A 16309-nucleotide genomic window follows, 5' to 3' on the forward strand; every position below is an offset into this window, starting at 1 on the left:
TGTCCTAGACTCACCGGCATGTCAGGCCGTGACCTGTTCTGTCAGCCCCGCCGCTTCGGCCGCGGGGCGGCCCTGACGTTGGTCTTCACGAGCGTTCTCGCGGCGGGCGCCGCGACCGGCTCGTTCGACACCACAGGCCGGAAAAGCACATCCTCGTCGGCCCGGTCCGCCCCGGCGGGCCACCAGGAGGACGTCGCCGACGCCGCCGCCGAGGCGATGGCCGACGGCAAGTCCCCGGTCGAGGCCGCCGAGCGGGCCGTCAGCCGCAGCGGCGACCGCTGGGGCGCGGTCTACTCCCAGGGCGAGTACGAGGAGTTCGAGGAAGCCCTCGACGGCCAGTACACCGGCGTCGGCCTGTGGGCCCGGCGCGAGCGTGACGGACGGATAGAGGTGAGCCGGGTGCAGTCCGGCTCACCCGCGCAGGCCGCCGGGATCCGCAAGGGCGACCGGCTGCGCAGTGTCGACGGCCGCCGGGTCGACGGCAGACCGGTTACCGAGGTCGTCTCCTTACTGCGCGGCGACGCCACCGACGCGACCGCCGGCACCACCGTCACCCTTGGCCTGGAGCGCGGCACGCGCGCGTGGAGCGAGACCCTGCGCCGGGCGCGCCTGTCCACCGACTCCGTGACGGTCCGCGAACTGCCCGGCGGCGTCACCGTGATCAAGGTCGCCGCGTTCACCAAGGGCTCCGGCGACCGCGTACGGACCGCCGTGGCCGACTCCCCCGCCGCCGGGATCGTGCTCGACCTGCGCGGGAACTCCGGCGGCCTGGTCACCGAGGCCGTCACCGGTGCCTCCGCCTTCCTCGACGGCGGCCTCGTCGCCACGTACGACGTGAACGGCGACGAGCGCGCCCTGCACGCCGATCCCGGCGGGGACACCACCAGACCCCTGGTCGCGCTCGTCGACGGCGGCACGATGAGCGCGGCCGAGCTTCTCACGGGAGCCCTTCAGGACCGCGGTCGCGCGCTGGTCGTGGGGTCCAAGACGTTCGGCAAGGGTTCGGTCCAGATGCCGAGCCGGCTGCCCGGCGGTTCCGTCGCCGAGCTGACCGTCGGGCACTACCGCACCCCCTCCGGACGCGGGGTCGACGGCCGCGGCCTCACCCCCGACCTGGAGGTCGAGGACGGCGCGCTGGAGCGGGCCGAGACCGTACTGAGCGGGCTCGGCGACCCTTCGTAGCCGAATGTAGCTGAACGTATCCGACCGGCACAGTCTTCTGGACCGACGGTTCGCGGCCTTCGGGGCCGACACTTCGCGGCCTTCGTAATCGGCTTTCCCTCCGACCCCTCTCTAGTGCGAAAATGGCCAGCACTATGAGCAAGGGCATGTACGTACCGAAAGAGTCCCAGCCGAAGCAGGGAGGGGGTACCTCCGGCAAGGTCAAGGACGGCAAGCGCAAGATCGTCGCGCAGAACAAGAAGGCGCGGCACGACTACGCGATCGTCGACACCTACGAGGCCGGGCTCGTCCTGACCGGCACGGAGGTGAAGTCGCTGCGCCAGGGCCGGGCCTCGCTGACCGACGGCTTCGTCCAGATCGACGGGAACGAGGCGTGGCTGCACAACGCCCACATCCCGGAGTACAGCCAGGGCACGTGGACCAATCACTCCGTGCGCCGCAAGCGCAAGCTGCTCCTGCACCGCGAGGAGATCGACAAGCTGGCGTCGAAGTCCGACGAGACCGGGCACACGATCGTGCCCCTCGCGCTGTACTTCAAAGACGGCCGGGCGAAGGCCGAGATCGCGCTCGCCCGCGGCAAGAAGGAGTACGACAAGAGGCAGACCCTGCGGGAGAAGCAGGACCGGCGGGAGTCGGACCGGGCGATCGCCGCGGCCAAGCGGAAGCAGCGGGGCCAGTAGCGGGCGGGCCCGTGGGCGCGCGGCGGCCGGGAATGCGGTGGCATGTGCGCACGTTGGTCACGTACGATGGCGTCAGCGCCTCACCGAGGGCGCGTGGGTCGAAAGACCCGGCTTTGAAAACACAACATGGGGATGATCGGTTTCGACAGCGGCTGTCGAAGCAGGGGAAGCGAGCCGAGGAAGCGGCAATGATCTCGTTAACCATATGTCGCAACCAATAATCGCCAATTCCAAGAGCGATTCCCAGTCCTTCGCCCTCGCTGCCTAATAACAGCGACTGAAGGACCCTAAAAGGGTGTCAGCCCGGGGGTGTTCCCGACCCGGATCCTGGCATAATCTAGGGAACTAAACCGCCGAGCCCGGTCACGGGGTTCGGTGGGAAATCAAACAGTGACTGGGCCCGTCGGAGACTTGTTCGCGAGATCTCCGGGGCCGAGAAAATCACAGCGAACTGCGCTCGGAGAAGCCCTGATTCTGCACCGGTGGACGCGGGTTCGATTCCCGCCATCTCCACTTTCCCATGTTAAACGAAGGCCCCGCTGCCCAGGCAGCGGGGCCTTCGTCGTGTCCGTACCCGTATCCGTGTCCCAGCGTTGTGGCGCGCGTACTGTTCTTGGGGCCCGTCATCCGGGATGCTCCTGTGGCATGAGAAGAGTGGGAAGACCCAAGAGATCTCACAACTCCCGTGTGTATCAGTGGACCTGGGCCGTTGTCCTGGGCCTGGTGGTGGCGGGGCTCGGGTCGAGTGGGCCGGCCGGGGCCGATGCCGGGAGCAGTGGGCTGCCCGAGGCCGTCGACACCATCCTGGGGGACGCGAGGCTGGAGGGCGGTGCGGCGAGTGTCGTGATCGCCGACGCCGTGAGCGGTGACGTGCTGTACCAGCGGCAGCCCACCCTGCGGCTGATGCCCGCCTCCAACACCAAGCTGCTCACCTCGGCGGCAGCGATGGAGATCCTCGGACCGGACTACACGTTCACCACGGACGTTCTGACGACCGGGCGGCAGGCCGGCTCCGTACTGAGCGGCGACCTGTACCTGCGCGGCACCGGCGACCCGACCGCCCTGGCCAAGGACTACGACGCCCTGGCCGCACGCATCGCCGAGGCGGGCATCACCCGCGTCGACGGGCGGCTGCTCGCCGACGACACCCGCTTCGACCGCAACCGCCTCGGCCCCTCCTGGGCCTCCGACGACGAGTCCGCGTACTACTCGGCGCAGATCAGCGCGCTGAGTGTCGCACCGGACACGGACTACGACACCGGTTCGGTGATCGTGCAGGTCGCACCCGGCGCGGCGGCCGGTGACGAGCCCCGGGTCACCGTCACCCCGAAGACGAAGTACGTGGACATCGACGTGCGGGCCACGACCGTCGCCGCGGGCGGCGCGAACGACCTCACCGTGGAGCGGGAGCACGGCGGCAACACGATCGTCGTCAGCGGTACGACACCGGTGGGCGGCTCCGGTACCTCGGAATGGGTGAGCGTGTGGGAGCCCACCGGGTACGCGGCCGCCGTGTTCCGCGACGCGCTCACCGCGCACGGGGTGAAGGTGACCGGGTCGACGCGGCTCGGGCACGCCACGCCCGCGGCGGCGCGGCAGCTCGCCTCGCACACCTCCATGCCGCTGAAGGACCTGCTGATCCCCTTCATGAAGCTGTCGAACAACATGCACGCCGAGATCCTCACCAAGGCCATGGGCCGCAAGGTCTCGGGGGAGGGGAGCTGGAGCGCCGGGATCGCCGCCGTGCGCGGGTACCTGAAGGGTGTCGGCGTCGACACGGGCAAGCTGCGGCAGGTCGACGGATCGGGGCTCTCCCGGATGAACAACATCCCCGCCGGTCAGTTCGCCAAGCTGCTGCTCGCCGTGCGGGCCGAGCCCTGGTACGCCGACTGGTACAAGTCCCTGCCGGTCGCCTGCGACCCCGACCGCTTCGTGGGCGGCACCCTGCGGACCCGGATGTGCGGGACGCCCGCTGCGCTCAACGCCCGCGGCAAAACGGGGTCGTTGACGGGGGCTTCCGGGCTCTCCGGGTACGTGAAGGACGCGGGCGGACGTGAACTCGTCTACAGCATCGTGCTCAACAACTACCTCGCCTCGACCGTGAAGCCGCTGGAGGACGCGATCGTGGTGACGCTGGCGCGGTCCACGGCGGACGAGGCGGTACTCGTGAAGCCGGGCAGCAGCACGCGGAGCGCCGAGCGGGCCGAGGGAGCCGAGCAGGACGCGGGCCTGGAGTGCTCGTGGAGCAAGTCGGGGGAGTGCTGAGCGAGTGAGGGAGCGCTGAGCGAGTGCTCAGGGAGTAGCGAGCCGCGGCCCGGGGCGCCTTTTCGGTGTCCCGGGCCGCGGCCGCACTACCTCGTCGCCGGTCCGCCTCCGGTCGTCACGCAGTGGTGACTCATCACGCGGTCGTTCGGCGGGCCGTGCTCGACCGCACGGTCAGCCGTGGTGACAGCAGGGTCGCCTCCGGTACGGCAGAGGCGCCGCCGAGCTTCCTCATCAGCAGTTCCACCGCTCCGGCGCCCACCTCGGCGGTCGGCAGATCGATCGAGGTGACGGGGACGCGGGCCCGCTCGGCCACCTCGTCCGGGCAGATCGCCGTCACCGACAGATCCCCGGGCACCCGTAGGCCGAGTGCCTCGAACGCGTCGATCAGCGGCTCCAGGACCGGCTCGTTGTGCACCACGACACCCGTCAACGCGGGCCGCTCCCGCAGGAGTTGCTCGGCGACCTGACGGGCCGCCGCGGGCGCCGCCTCGCACGGGTGCACCGAGGAGGACAGCCCGCCCCGGTCGGCCGCGGCCGTGAAACCCTGGACCACCCGCTGGGCGAACCCCGTCTCCCGTACGTACACCTCGGGCGGTGAGCCCACCAGGCCGATCACCCGGTGTCCGAGGCCCGCCAGATGCTCGACGCACAGTTCGCCCGCCGCCGTGAAGTCCAGGTCTATGCAGGTCAGCCCGGCGGGCTCGGCCGGGAAGCCGATGAGTACCGACGGCCGGTCCAGGGCGCGCAGCAACGGCAGCCGCCGGTCGTGGAGTTGGACGTCCATCACGATCAGCGCGTCCACGAGGGCCGTGTCCGCGACCCGCCGCAGCCCCTCCTCGCCCTCCTCCTGCGTGAGCAGCAGTACGTCGTGGTCGTGCCGGCGCGCGGCCGTCACCACGGACACCGCGAACTGCATCACCACCGGCACATGGATGCCGGCCCGTAACGGCACCACCAGCGCGAGCACGTTCGACCGACTGCTCGCGAGGGCCCGGGCGCCCGCGTGCGGCCGGTAGCCCAGTTCGCGGATGCTGTCCTCGATGCGCTGCCGGGTCTCCTCGGAGATCGGGCGCTTGCCGCTCAGCGCGTACGAGACGGTACTGGCGGACACCCCCGCGTGCCGTGCCACGTCGGTGATCTTCACCATGCTCAGCCCCGCTCCTGCGCGGCTGCCGGCTCGGGTCCCAGGTCGAGGGAGAGGAACCCGGTCCCGGCCTTCGCCCGCGCCACCCGTTCTCCTGCCGCCAGCGCCCAGGGCGCCGACGGGTCGCTCGACGAGGCCCGCAGGGTGTCCCCCTCGCGTACGACGGTGAAGGTCACGCCGTCCACGGGCACCGTGACCTGCGCGCCGTGATCGAGCCCGTACGCGTGCAGGGTCACGCCGTCCGCGTACGGATAGTCCGGCCGGTCGTCCACGGCTCCCACCGGGATCACCGCGCCCGGCCTGACCAGCAGCGGCACGCTGGAGAAGCCGTGCTTCTCGCGGACCCAGCGCGGACCGGTCACCGGCCGGCCGCTGAGGAAGTGCGTCCAGGTGCCCTCGGGCACGTAGTACGAGACGTCCCCCTCGTCGGAGAACACCGGGGCGACCAGCAGGTCCGGGCCGAGCATGTACTGCCGTTCCAGGTGCGCGCACCCGGGGTCGTCCGGGAACTCCAGGAGCATCGCGCGCATCATCGGCACCCCCTCCGCGTGCGCGGTGCGGGCGGCCTCGTACAGATACGGCATGAGGCGCAGCTTCAGCCGGGTGAACAGGCGCAGGACGTCCACGGCCTCCTCGTCGAAGAGCCATGGCACCCGGTAGGAGGAGCTGCCGTGCAGGCGGCTGTGCGAGGAGAGCATGCCGAAGGCGAGCCACCGTTTGAACAGGGCCGGTGTCGGGGTGCCCTCGAAGCCGCCGATGTCGTGGCTCCAGTAGCCGAACCCGGACAGGCCGAGCGACAGGCCGCCGCGCAGCGACTCGGCCATCGACTCGTACGTCGCCTCGCAGTCGCCGCCCCAGTGCACGGGGAACTTCTGGCTGCCGGCGGTCGCCGAGCGCGCGAAGACGACGGCCTCCGCCTCGCCCCGGTGCTTGCGCAGCACGTCGAAGACGGTCCGGTTGTAGAGGTAGGTGTAGTAGTTGTGCATCCGCTCGGGGTCGCCGCCGTCCGCGTACGCCACGTCGAGCGGGACCCGCTCCCCGAAGTCGGTCTTGAAGCAGTCGACGCCCTGCGCGAGCAGCGCCTCCAGCTTCGACGCGTACCAGTCGCGGGCGGCCTCACTGGTGAAGTCGACCAGTGCCATGCCCGGTTGCCACAGGTCCCACTGCCAGACGCTGCCGTCCGGCCGCTTCAGCAGGTGTCCGAGGGCCTTGCCCTCCGCGAACAGTGGTGAGCGCTGCGCGATGTACGGGTTGATCCAGACGCTGATGTGCAGCCCGCGCTCCTTGAGGCGGGCCAGCATCCCCTCCGGGTCCGGGAAGACCCGCGGATCCCACTCGAAGTCGCACCAGTTGAACTCCCGCATCCAGAAACAGTCGAAGTGGAAGACGGAGAGCGGGAGTTCACGCTCCTTCATGCCGTCGATGAAGGAGGTCACGGTCGTCTCGTCGTACGACGTGGTGAAGGACGTCGACAGCCACAGCCCGAACGACCAGGCGGGCGGCAGCGCCGGACGGCCGGTGAGGGCCGTGTATTTGCGGATGATGTCCTTCGGGGTCGGGCCGTAGATGACGTAGTACGTCAACTTCTGTGTCTCGGCGCTGAATTGGACCCGGGACACCGTTTCCGAGCCGACCTCGAACGACACCCTGCCCGGATGGTCGACGAACACGCCGTAGCCCGCGTCCGTCAGATAGAACGGCACGTTCTTGTACGCCTGTTCCGTGGCCGTGCCCCCGTCGGCGTTCCACATGTCGACGACCTGGCCGTTCTTGACGAGCGGCCCGAAGCGCTCGCCGAGTCCGTAGACCTGTGTGCCCACACCGAGGTTGAGCTGCTCGCGCAGATAGTGGCCGCCCGTGCCCGAGTCCCGCATGATGCCCATGCCCTTGGCGCCGCTGGTGGTCAGCGTGCGGCCGTCGGCGAGGAAGTCGACGTGCCAGGGTCCGGTGCGGCTCACTCGCACGGACAAGGCGCCCGCGGTGAGGGTCGCGGACTCCTCGTCGTACTCGGCGTGCGCTGCGAACTCCTCCCTCCCCAGCTCGAATTGGGGCCCGCGCGACTCCTCGCCCTCGAAGTGCGTGAACGTGACGCCGATGACGTCCGGCATCGGCGCGTGCGCGCTGATCGTCACGACCGGTCCCTTCAGCAGGTCGCCGCGGTGGCGGATGGGCTGGGTCGGCGCGTGGATCTCCAACGCGCCCTGCCCGGCGGTCACATCGAGGACCTCGACCGGATGGGCCGCGCTCACGCCGTCGCGCAGCAACCAGTAGCCGTCGGTGAACTTCACACGCACACCCCTTACTCGACCGCGCTCAGGGCGGTCACTTGAGCGCTCCCACGGCGATGCCGCGGGTGAGCGTCCGCTGGAAGACAAGGAAGAAGACAAGAGCGGGCAGGACGCCCAGAAGCGCGGCAGCGTTCGTCATCGTGGCGTCCATCAGGCGCTGGCCCTGGAGGACGCCGAGGGCCACCGACACGGTCTGGTTGTCGTTGGAGATCAGCATGACCAGGGGGAGCAGGAACTCGTTCCAGGTCCAGATGAAGAAGAAGACGAGGAGTACGCCGATGGTGGGGCGGCTGACCGGCACCACGATCCGCCACAGCACCTGCCACTTGTTCGCCCCGTCGATCCGGGCGGCCTCGATGATCTCGCGCGGGAACTGTCCGAGGACGGAGGCGAGGAGATACGTGCCGAAGGCGGCCTGGATCACGGTGAAGACGATGATCACGCTCAGTCTGGTGTCGTACAGGCCGACTTCCTTGCTCAGGTAGTAGACCGGGTAGACCAGCGCCTCCTGCGGCAGCATGTTCGCGAGCACGAAGAAGGCGAGCACCCAGGTGCGGCCCTTGATGCGGCCGATGCCGATCGCGTACGCGTTGAGGACCGACAGGACGACGGCGCCCAGGGCCACCGACCCGCTGATGAGGACCGAGTTGACCAGCTTCTGCCCGAAGTCGACGCGCTCCCAGAAGTCCTTCAGACCGTCGAGGTAGACGCCCTCGGGAAGGCTGAGCGGGCCGTTCGACGAGTACTCGGCGGGCGACTTCACCGCGTTGACGGCGACGATCAGGAAGGGCAGGACCATGAAGAGGGCGCCGATGAACAGGGCGATGAGGACGGGATAGCGGCGTAGGGCGGTCACACTCGGAGCCCTTCCTCGGCGTCTTCGGCGCGGGTCTGGAGCTTCAGTCCCGCGAGGGCGAGGACGAGGATGATCACGGTCAGGACCGTGGAGATCGCCGCTCCGTAGCCCACCTGCGTCTTCTCGAAGAAGGTGGTGAAGGAGAAGTAGGAGGGGACGTTCGTGGTGCCGCCGGGCCCGCCCTTCGTGAGTACGTACACCGCCCCGAACACCTTGAGCGCGGCGATCGTGCACCACAGGAGCACGACGTAGATCTCGGGCCTGATCTGCGGCAGCGTGATGTGCCAGAACCGCCGCCACCAGCCGGCGCCGTCCAGTTCGGCGGCCTCGTACAGCTGCGGGTCGACGCGTTGCAGGCCCGCCATGAAGACGACGAGCGGGAAGCCGAGCTGCACCCAGACCATCACGCCCATGACGGTGTAGAGGGCGAGGTCGGGGTCGCCGAGCCAGTCCTGTTGGAGGCTGCCGAGGCCGATGGCCTTCAGGAGCTCGTTCAGCGAGCCGTTCTCCGGCGCGAGGATCCAGCTCCACACGATGCCCGCGACCGCGATCGGCAGGACCTGCGGCAGATAGAAGCAGGCCCGCAGCACGGCGACCGTCCTGCTGCCGAAGTGCTTGCCGACGAAGTCGAACAGGGCGGCGGCCAGGACGAGTCCGACGACGGTCGGTACGGCCGCCATCGCCACGACCATGAACAGGCTGTGCCGGAAGGACGCCCAGAACTCCGAATCGTCCATCAGCTCCCGGTAGTTGGCGAGCCCGGTCCACTTCGGGGAACCGACGCCCTGCCACTCGGTGAAGCTCACGCCCGTGTTCATCAGGAACGGCACGACGATGATGGCGAAGAAGGCGAGCACTCCGGGGAGCAGGAACAGCGCGTACGAGTCGCGGGGTCGGCGCGGGTGTTTCGCGTGTTGATGCGCTTCGACGATCCGGCCTCCTTTGAACCGGCCGCCCCCGAACCGGCCGCCCCTGCCGCGCCGTTCGACCGTGACCGTCATGGGGCCTGTACGCCCTTGTCGTACGCCTCCCGCACCGCGTCCAGGTAGGCGTCCGGTTTCGCGGTGCCCGTGATCAGCTTCTGGGTCTCGGAGACGAGCACGTCGTAGAAGCCGGCGACCGGCCAGTCGGGGTAGAACGCCAGACCGTCCCGCTCGGCGAGGGTGTTGAAGTTGGCGATGAGGTCCTTGGACCGCGGGTCGGTGATGGCGGCCGGGTCGGCGGCCACCGGGATGCCGCCCTTGTTGCCGAGCAGGTTCTGGATCTTCTTCGACATGGTGATGTCGATGAAGTCGTACGCCAGGTCCTTGTTCTCGGCGCCCTTGGGGACCACCCAGAGGTTGCCGCCGGAGCCGAGCGTCATGTTCGAGCCGGGCCACAGGAAGGTGCCCCAGTCGACCTTGCTCTCCGCGACGAAGCGGCCGTACCACCAGCTGCCCGAGAACAGGATGGGACTCTTGCCCTGGATGAAGGAGACCCCGGCGTCCTCCGCCTTCGTACCGGTGGACTTCTCGCTGATGTAGCCCTTCTTCACCCAGTCCGCGAAGGTCTCCGCGCCGTACGTCCAGGCGGCGTCGTGGAAGTCGGGCTTGCCCTTGTAGAGCTCGTACGAGTCCACCCAGGCGCGGTCGGCCTTCGACAGGGCCAGCTGGTAGAGGTACTGCTGGGCCACGTACTCGGCGCCCGCGTTGGCGAGCGGGGTGATGCCCTCGTCGACGAACCTGTCCATGGCGGCGGTCAGTTCGTCGAAGGTCTTCGGCTCGGCGATCCCGTACTTCTTGAAGAGGTCCTTGTTGTAGAACACCATCGTGTACTCGGCGTAGTTGGGGATCCCGTACCACTTCCCGGAACCCATCACGCCCTTGGCGTCGTACTGGCTCGTGGTCCGCACACCGGCGCTGAGCTTCTTGTCCCAGCCGCGCTTGGTGGCCTCCGCGGTCAGGTCGGTGAGAAGCCCCTGCTGGGAGAGGTGTCCGGCCGTCGCGTTGCCCTTGTTGTACTCCATGAGGTCGGGCGCGTCGTTGGAGTTGAGGACCATCGGGGCCGTCTTCTGGATCTGTTCGAAGCCCTTCTCCTCGAACTTCACCTCGACGCCCGGATGGGTCCTCTCGAACTCCTTGATGGCCTCGTTCCAGGCCAGGCCCATCGCGCTGTCGGGCCCCTCGTAGTGCCACAGCTTGAGCGTCTTCCCGTCGGCGGATCCGCTGCCGGAGCCGCCGCCGCAGGAGGCCAGCAGCAGGGTTCCGCTCAGCACCGCCGCAGCCGTCGCCAGCACACGCCTTCGTGTCGTCGACATCCAGTGCCTCCAGGGGAGTCGGATGGGGTATCGGGACCTCACGCAGCGTTCATCGAATCGATTCGATGCGTGACGTCGAAGCGCTTCGACGATGGGAAGGTATGTGGGGGCTGCGGGCGCGTCAATGGGGTGCGCGTGAATTGGGCAGGGTTTCGTGAACGCGGGCGGCTGTTCGACGGGCCGAACGGATGTGGACCTCTCAGCGGATGCCGTGGAACCTGGCCCCCGCCCCCAGCGCGGCCACACTCACGAAGGCGACGGCCAGCAGGTAGTACCCGGGCGAGACCTGTGAACCGGTCGCCGTCACCAGAGCCGCGGCGATGGTGGGAGTGAAGCCGCCGAAGACCGCGACGGTGGTGTTGTAGCTGAACGAGAGGCCGGTCGCGCGGGCCTCGGCCGGGAACGCGTCGGACATCACCGACGGCAGCGCTCCGAAGTAGGCCGCCTTCAGCAGGCCGAGGATCGCCATGCACAGCACGAGCGTCAGGAAGGACGGCGACCTGGTGAGCCAGAGGAACAGGGGTACGGCACTCGCGCCGATCAGCAGCGCGGCCGGGACCATGATCCGCAGCCGGCCGAACCGGTCGGCCAGCAGACCCACCACCGGCGTCCCGAACGTGAGGATCGCACCCGCGACGAACAGCGCCACGAACGACAGGGAGTCGTCCAGGCCCAGCTCCTTGATCCCGAAGGTCGGCAGGTACTGGAGGATGAAGTTCAGAGCCGTCGACACGACCAGGGCACCACCGGCGATCAGCAGGCCGCTCCAGTGATGACGAAAGACGGCGCGGATCGGCGACGGCGAAGGCGATGGCGACGGGCTCACCTGGCTCACCTGGCTCGTCGGGCTCACCGGCGACTCGTCGACGTACCGGCGGACGAAGTACCCGACCGGGCCGATCAGCAGGCCGAACACGAACGGCACCCGCCAGCCCCACGACGTCATCTGGTCCTCGGACAGCGTCGCGGTCAGCCCCGCGGCGAACGCGGCGGCCATCAGCGTCGACAGGCCCTGGCTCGCGAACTGGAAGCTGCCGAGGAAGCTCTTCCGCTGCTCGTTCCGCTCGACCAGGAACGAGGTGGCCGCCCCGAACTCCCCGCCCGCCGCGAAGCCCTGGACCAGCCGCGCGACCACGACGCCCAGCGGCGCGAGGATGCCGATGGCCGCGTACCCCGGCATGAACGCCATCATCAGCGTGCCGACCACCATCAGCCGGATCGACAGCATCAGCGCCTTCTTGCGCCCGTGCCGGTCGGCGTACGCGCCGATCAGCAGACCCCCGATCGGCCGGATCAGGTACGTGATGCCGAACACCGCGTACGTCTGGACGAGTTGTACGCCCGGGTCATCGGCGGGGAAGAACGCCCGGCCTATGTACGAGGCCATCAGGGCGTACACCACGAGGTCGAACCATTCGAGGGCGTTGCCGATGCTGGCGGCGGCGACCGCCCGGCGGGTGGAGGAGCGCCCCGGGCCGGACGGCTCGGCGAGTGGGGCGGTCGGCGTCGGCCGGGAGGACTCGGCGGACTCGGCCGACTCGGCGGACCCGGCCGACTTGGCCGACTTGGCGGACCCGGCTTCCTGCGGGGAGATCTCGGTCATCTGGGGGCCTCCGGGGACGGGGGGAGGGCGGCGGGGAGGGTGACGGGGAGCGGGTGGTCGGGCGTGGGGTTGCCCAGTGCGTGGAAGAGAGCGGTCGCCAGGACGACGCCCTCGCGGGCGATCGAGCCGAGCATGTGCTCGTCGGGGGCGTGCTGGAGACAGCCCGGGTACGAGTGCGGCAGCCACAGCGTCGGCAGGCCGAGGACGTCGGTGAACACGTGGTTGGGGAGCGAGCCGCCGATGTTGGGGAGGACGGCGACGGGCCGGCCCGCGGCCTGTTCCAGGACCTCCACGGCCCAGCCGACCCACGGGTCGTCGAGGGGCGTACGGCTCGCGGCGAAGTGGCTGCCGACGGTGACGCCGACCATGTCGTAGCCATGGGCGGCCAGGTGCCGGGTGACGACGTCCGTGACGCGGTCGACGTCCGTGCCGACGACGTACCGGAGTTGGAGAACGGCTCGTGCCCCGCCGGGTATCGCGTTGACGGGACGCTCGATGTCGGCCGCTCCGAGCGACAGGACCTCCAGGGTGTTCCAGGCGTAGAGCCGCTCGGCGGGGGTGAGTTCGGTCGCTCCCCAGCTCGCGTCGGGCAGGGGGTCGCCCGGGCTGTCGGCGACCGAGACCCCGGCGAGCGCCGTGCGGACGGCCTCGGGCAGTTCGGTCGGCAACAACTCCGGGACTCGTATACGGCCGTGCCCGTCGACGAGGGTCGAGATCGCGCCAGTCAGGGTCGTCGCGGGGTTGCGGAGGACACCGCCCCAGTTGCCCGAGTGGTACGCGTCCGGCCGCAGGTCGACGTCGAGTTGGAGCTGTACGCCGCCGCGCGAGCCGAGGAACAGGGTCGGGGTCGCCGCGTCCAGGCGGGGGCCGTCCGAGGCGACGAGCACATCGGCGCGCAGCAACTCCCGGTGCGCGGCGGCGAATTCGGCGAGACCCGGCGAACCGATCTCCTCGCCGGTCTCGAAGAGGAAGGTCAGATTGAAGCCGAGTCGCCGCTGCTCGGCGAGGAGCAGCCGCAGTGCCGCGATGTTGACCAGGTGCTGTCCCTTGTTGTCGGCGCTCCCGCGGCCGTACCACCGGTCACCGTCCGCCGTCAGGGTCCATGGATCGCGGCCCTCGCTCCACTGCCCGGCGTGCCCGTCCACGACGTCGGCGTGTCCGTAGCAGAGCACGGTCGGCAGCTCGGGGTCCTCGACACGGCGGCCGACGAGGAAGGGGCCGCCGGACGGGTTCTCGGCCTCGGTCACCGAGCACCCGAGGTCGAGCAGGGCAGGTGTCAGTACTTCGTCGAGGTATGCCTTGACGGCAACGCCACGCTCGGGCCGGGAACTCTCGGTGGGGTACGCGACCATGGCGGCCAGCTCGTCGAAGTAGGCACCCGAGGTGGCGTACGCCTCGGCTTTACGGACCAGTTTCTCGGGGATCACAGGGAGATTTCTCCTGAGGAACGCAGGGGAGGAGAAGGAGGAGGAGAAGGGGAGAGGGCGGTACGCGGAGACGCCGTGTTGGCTCAGCAGCGTAGAGCCGTTTTCGGTCGACGACCATTGCCGTTTGTGCCGCTCTGCGTTCTACTTTCAGCAACGCAGGAAAGGGTCGGAGGTCCGGCCGTGGGAATGGGGCCGGAGGTCCGATGCAGCAACTCGTCCCGGTGAGCCTCGCGTACTTCCTCGAAGTCGCCCGGACCGGATCGGTGACCGAGGCCGCCCGCACGCTGAACGTCGCCCCTTCGGCGATCAGCAGACAGATCGCCAAGCTGGAGTCCGGCATCGGTGTACCGCTGTTCACGCGCCATCCGCGCGGGATGACCGTGACCGACGCCGGGTCCAGGCTGCTCGCGCACGCCCGCCGCAGCGAGGCCGAATCGGCTGCCCTGGTCGACGAGTTGAGGACCGGACGGGGAGCCGACGTCCGAAATGTCACCGTGGCCTGCTCGGAGGGGTTCGGGCGGCAGCTCGTCCCGCGTGCGATGGCAGCCTTCCGGCGTGACCATCCCGACGTGGTCTTCCAACTCGATGTCGTCCAGCGCCAGGAGGCGACCCGCCGGGTCGTCGAGGGGATCGCCGACGTCGCCGCCACCTACGCGATGGGCCCACAGCACGACGTACGGGTGGAGTGTGCCGTCGTCATCCCGGTCGCCGCCATCGTCCCGCTGGGGCACGAACTGGCGGGCCGGGAGCTGATCACCCTGCCGGAGCTCTGCGCGCATCCGCTGGCGCTCGCCTCGCCGGGCACCAGTCAGCGTGAACTGTTCGACATCGGGGCGCAGTTGGAGGGGCTGACCGTCACCCCGGCCCTGGTCTGCGACGCCCTCGCCCCGCAGTACGAGTTCGTCCGCTCCGGCGGCGGCATCGCCCTCGTCGGCGACCTCGGCGACCTGGACCGGGACGGCCGCGCCGAGGGCGTCACCCATGTCCGCGTCGACCACCCGGTCTTCCGGCAGCGCGAGGCCCAGATCCAGACGGTGCCGGGCCGTCGGCTGTCCTGGGCGGCGACGCGGTTCACCGAACTGCTGGTCGCGCTGTTGCGAGGGAGATCAGCAGAGCCGTCACGGCCGCGGTGACCGGCACGCCGTACCCGGCGGTCGTCGACACGTGCTCCGCGACCCACCCCCCGGCCGCCGACCCGCAGGCGATCCCGCCCAGCAGGCCCGTCACCGCCAGGGTCATGCCCTCGTTCAGCCGGCCCTCGGGCGTGCGGCGCTGGACCAGGGTCATGGCCGTGACCATCGCCGGGGCGGTAGCCATCCCCGCCATCAGCAGCGCTCCGGCGAGCACCACGAGGGAACCCGTGAGCGAGGCGGCCAGGAGCGGCAGCCACATGAGGACGGCCATCGCGGCGAGAGCCCACGGGTGGCGCCGCTCGGCCGGGCCCGCCGGCAGGGCTCCGTAGAGGAGCCCCGCAGCGCACGACCCGGCCGCCTGGAGACCGAGGACCACCCCGGCCGCCGCCCGGTGCCCCTGCGCGTCCGCGTACGCGATCGTCACCACCTCCATCGAGCCGAACACCGCGCCGGTGGCGAGGAAACCGACCAGCAGCGGGGGTATGCCGGGAGCGCGGACCGGCGACGGGGCGCGTGGGGCCGTACGACCCTGCGCGGGCGGTTCCGTCGAGCGCCGCGCCGCGAAGGCCAGGACACCGGTCAGCAGCAGGACGACCCCGACGAGGGTGCCGGCCTCCGGGAAGAAGGCCCCGCACAGGAACGCGGCCAGCACCGGTCCGAGCATGAAACTCAGCTCGTCCGCGGCCTGTTCGAAGGAGTTCGCGGTGTGCAGGCGCGCCGGGTCGCCCTTCAGGACATGGGCCCAGCGTGCCCGGGACATGCCGCCGGTGTTGGGCGTGGTGGCCGTGGCGGCGTACGCGGCGAACAGGGTCCAGTCGGGCGCCTCGTAACGGACGCACAGCAGCAGCGCGAGCGAGCCGAGCGCCGCGAGCGCCGTGGCGGGCACGGCGATCCGCGCCTGCCCGTACCGGTCGACCAGCCGCGCCGTCCAGGGCGCGACGACCGCCGTCGCCGCCAGCCCGGTCGCCGCGACGGCCCCGGCGAGCGCGTACGAGCCCCGCGTCCCCGCGATCATGATCACGGCGCTCACGCTGAACATGCCCATGGGGAGGCGCGCGATCAGACTCCCGACCGTGAAGGCCCGGGTGCCGGGGACGGCGAAGAGGCGGCGGTACGGGTTCGGCCCGCGCGGGGGCCGTCCGGGGGCGGTGGTCCGCCGCCGTGGGCCGGGGGTCCGGCGTCCAGGGTCGGGGACCCGCCGCCGGGGTCCGAAATCGGCCACCACCAGGGCGTCGGCGGTGACGGTGGGGAGGGTCGTACGGCCCTGGGGGCGGGGGTAGGGCCGAGGGGGCTGCCGCGGGCCTTGCCGAGGAGGCGGCTGGGCGGGCGGTTTCGGTGTGCGGGCGGGGGGTTGCGGGGCGCCGATGGGTGGTTGCGGCGTACGAGGGGGCGGTTTCGGCGTGTGGGCGGGCGATTGCGGCATGCGGAAACCGTC

Annotated in this window: 12 protein-coding genes and 1 other RNA gene; 5 read left to right on the forward strand and 8 right to left on the reverse strand. The window is 70.0% G+C overall.

From position 1 onward, the window contains the following. Nucleotides 1-18 precede the first annotated feature (18 nt). The 4 genes from OHA11_RS28985 to dacB all read left to right on the forward strand — a co-directional run bounded on the left by OHA11_RS28985 (nt 19) and on the right by dacB (nt 4127). Entirely contained in the window at nt 19-1182 is a 1164-nt protein-coding gene (locus OHA11_RS28985; protein WP_266501355.1) for a S41 family peptidase, read from the forward strand. A gap of 146 nt (nt 1183-1328) precedes the next feature. Then, complete coding sequence (gene smpB / locus OHA11_RS28990) at nt 1329-1862, forward strand: SsrA-binding protein SmpB (protein ID WP_266507532.1); 534 nt, start codon at nt 1329-1331, stop codon at nt 1860-1862. Between the two features lie 128 nt (nt 1863-1990). Then, nucleotides 1991-2378, forward strand: a transfer-messenger RNA (tmRNA) gene (gene ssrA, locus OHA11_RS28995). A 129-nt stretch (nt 2379-2507) separates the two neighbouring features. Then, nucleotides 2508-4127, forward strand: a complete 1620-nt coding sequence (dacB, locus tag OHA11_RS29000) for a D-alanyl-D-alanine carboxypeptidase/D-alanyl-D-alanine-endopeptidase (RefSeq protein ID WP_266501358.1) — start codon at nt 2508-2510, stop codon at nt 4125-4127. Between the two features lie 133 nt (nt 4128-4260). Here dacB and OHA11_RS29005 read toward each other — a convergent pair whose 3' ends face one another. The 7 genes from OHA11_RS29005 to OHA11_RS29035 form a co-directional block, all read right to left on the reverse strand. Further along, nucleotides 4261-5274 carry a LacI family DNA-binding transcriptional regulator gene (locus OHA11_RS29005; protein WP_266501360.1) on the reverse strand — a complete coding sequence of 338 codons (1014 nt, stop codon included), beginning with the start codon at nt 5272-5274 and terminating at the stop codon, nt 4261-4263. A gap of 2 nt (nt 5275-5276) precedes the next feature. Further along, nucleotides 5277-7559 carry an alpha-xylosidase gene (gene yicI / locus OHA11_RS29010; RefSeq protein ID WP_266501362.1) on the reverse strand — a complete coding sequence of 761 codons (2283 nt, stop codon included), beginning with the start codon at nt 7557-7559 and terminating at the stop codon, nt 5277-5279. Nucleotides 7560-7593: 34 nt separating this feature from the next. Next, complete coding sequence (locus OHA11_RS29015) at nt 7594-8358, reverse strand: carbohydrate ABC transporter permease (protein ID WP_266507533.1); 765 nt, start codon at nt 8356-8358, stop codon at nt 7594-7596. 53 nt (nt 8359-8411) lie between these two features. Further along, nucleotides 8412-9416 carry a carbohydrate ABC transporter permease gene (locus OHA11_RS29020; protein WP_266501365.1) on the reverse strand — a complete coding sequence of 335 codons (1005 nt, stop codon included), beginning with the start codon at nt 9414-9416 and terminating at the stop codon, nt 8412-8414. Then, a complete protein-coding gene (locus tag OHA11_RS29025; protein WP_266501367.1) occupies nt 9413-10711 on the reverse strand; it encodes an ABC transporter substrate-binding protein in 1299 nt (432 codons plus the stop codon). Before OHA11_RS29025 ends, OHA11_RS29020 begins: the two co-directional genes overlap by 4 nt. A gap of 199 nt (nt 10712-10910) precedes the next feature. After that, nucleotides 10911-12314 (reverse strand): MFS transporter, encoded by a 1404-nt coding sequence (locus tag OHA11_RS29030; protein WP_266501368.1) that lies wholly within the window; start codon nt 12312-12314, stop codon nt 10911-10913. Further along, nucleotides 12311-13741, reverse strand: a complete 1431-nt coding sequence (locus tag OHA11_RS29035) for a M20 family metallopeptidase (protein ID WP_266501369.1) — start codon at nt 13739-13741, stop codon at nt 12311-12313. The genes OHA11_RS29030 and OHA11_RS29035 overlap by 4 nt, the downstream gene beginning before the upstream one ends. A gap of 203 nt (nt 13742-13944) precedes the next feature. On the opposite strand from OHA11_RS29035, the gene OHA11_RS29040 reads away from it, so the two are divergent. After that, entirely contained in the window at nt 13945-14874 is a 930-nt protein-coding gene (locus tag OHA11_RS29040) for a LysR family transcriptional regulator (RefSeq protein WP_266501372.1), read from the forward strand. Here the strand turns inward: OHA11_RS29040 and OHA11_RS29045 are convergent. Then, nucleotides 14813-16297, reverse strand: coding sequence for an MFS transporter (locus OHA11_RS29045; RefSeq protein ID WP_266501374.1), 1485 nt, complete (start codon nt 16295-16297; stop codon nt 14813-14815). The two genes, OHA11_RS29040 and OHA11_RS29045, sit on opposite strands and share 62 nt — an antisense overlap. Nucleotides 16298-16309: the final 12 nt, after the last annotated feature.

This window comes from Streptomyces sp. NBC_00878 (genome assembly GCF_026341515.1).
Lineage (GTDB): Bacteria > Actinomycetota > Actinomycetes > Streptomycetales > Streptomycetaceae > Streptomyces.

Coding starts and splice junctions, on each gene's coding strand:
- OHA11_RS28985 (WP_266501355.1), top strand. CDS start 19: ATGTCAGGCCGTGACCTGTTCTGTCAGCCCCGCCGCTTCGGCCGCGGG.
- smpB (WP_266507532.1), top strand. CDS start 1,329: ATGTACGTACCGAAAGAGTCCCAGCCGAAGCAGGGAGGGGGTACCTCC.
- dacB (WP_266501358.1), top strand. CDS start 2,508: ATGAGAAGAGTGGGAAGACCCAAGAGATCTCACAACTCCCGTGTGTAT.
- OHA11_RS29005 (WP_266501360.1), bottom strand. CDS start 5,274: ATGGTGAAGATCACCGACGTGGCACGGCACGCGGGGGTGTCCGCCAGT.
- OHA11_RS29015 (WP_266507533.1), bottom strand. CDS start 8,358: ATGGTCCTGCCCTTCCTGATCGTCGCCGTCAACGCGGTGAAGTCGCCC.
- OHA11_RS29020 (WP_266501365.1), bottom strand. CDS start 9,416: ATGACGGTCACGGTCGAACGGCGCGGCAGGGGCGGCCGGTTCGGGGGC.
- OHA11_RS29025 (WP_266501367.1), bottom strand. CDS start 10,711: ATGTCGACGACACGAAGGCGTGTGCTGGCGACGGCTGCGGCGGTGCTG.
- OHA11_RS29030 (WP_266501368.1), bottom strand. CDS start 12,314: ATGACCGAGATCTCCCCGCAGGAAGCCGGGTCCGCCAAGTCGGCCAAG.
- OHA11_RS29040 (WP_266501372.1), top strand. CDS start 13,945: ATGCAGCAACTCGTCCCGGTGAGCCTCGCGTACTTCCTCGAAGTCGCC.
- OHA11_RS29045 (WP_266501374.1), bottom strand. CDS start 16,297: ATGCCGCAATCGCCCGCCCACACGCCGAAACCGCCCCCTCGTACGCCG.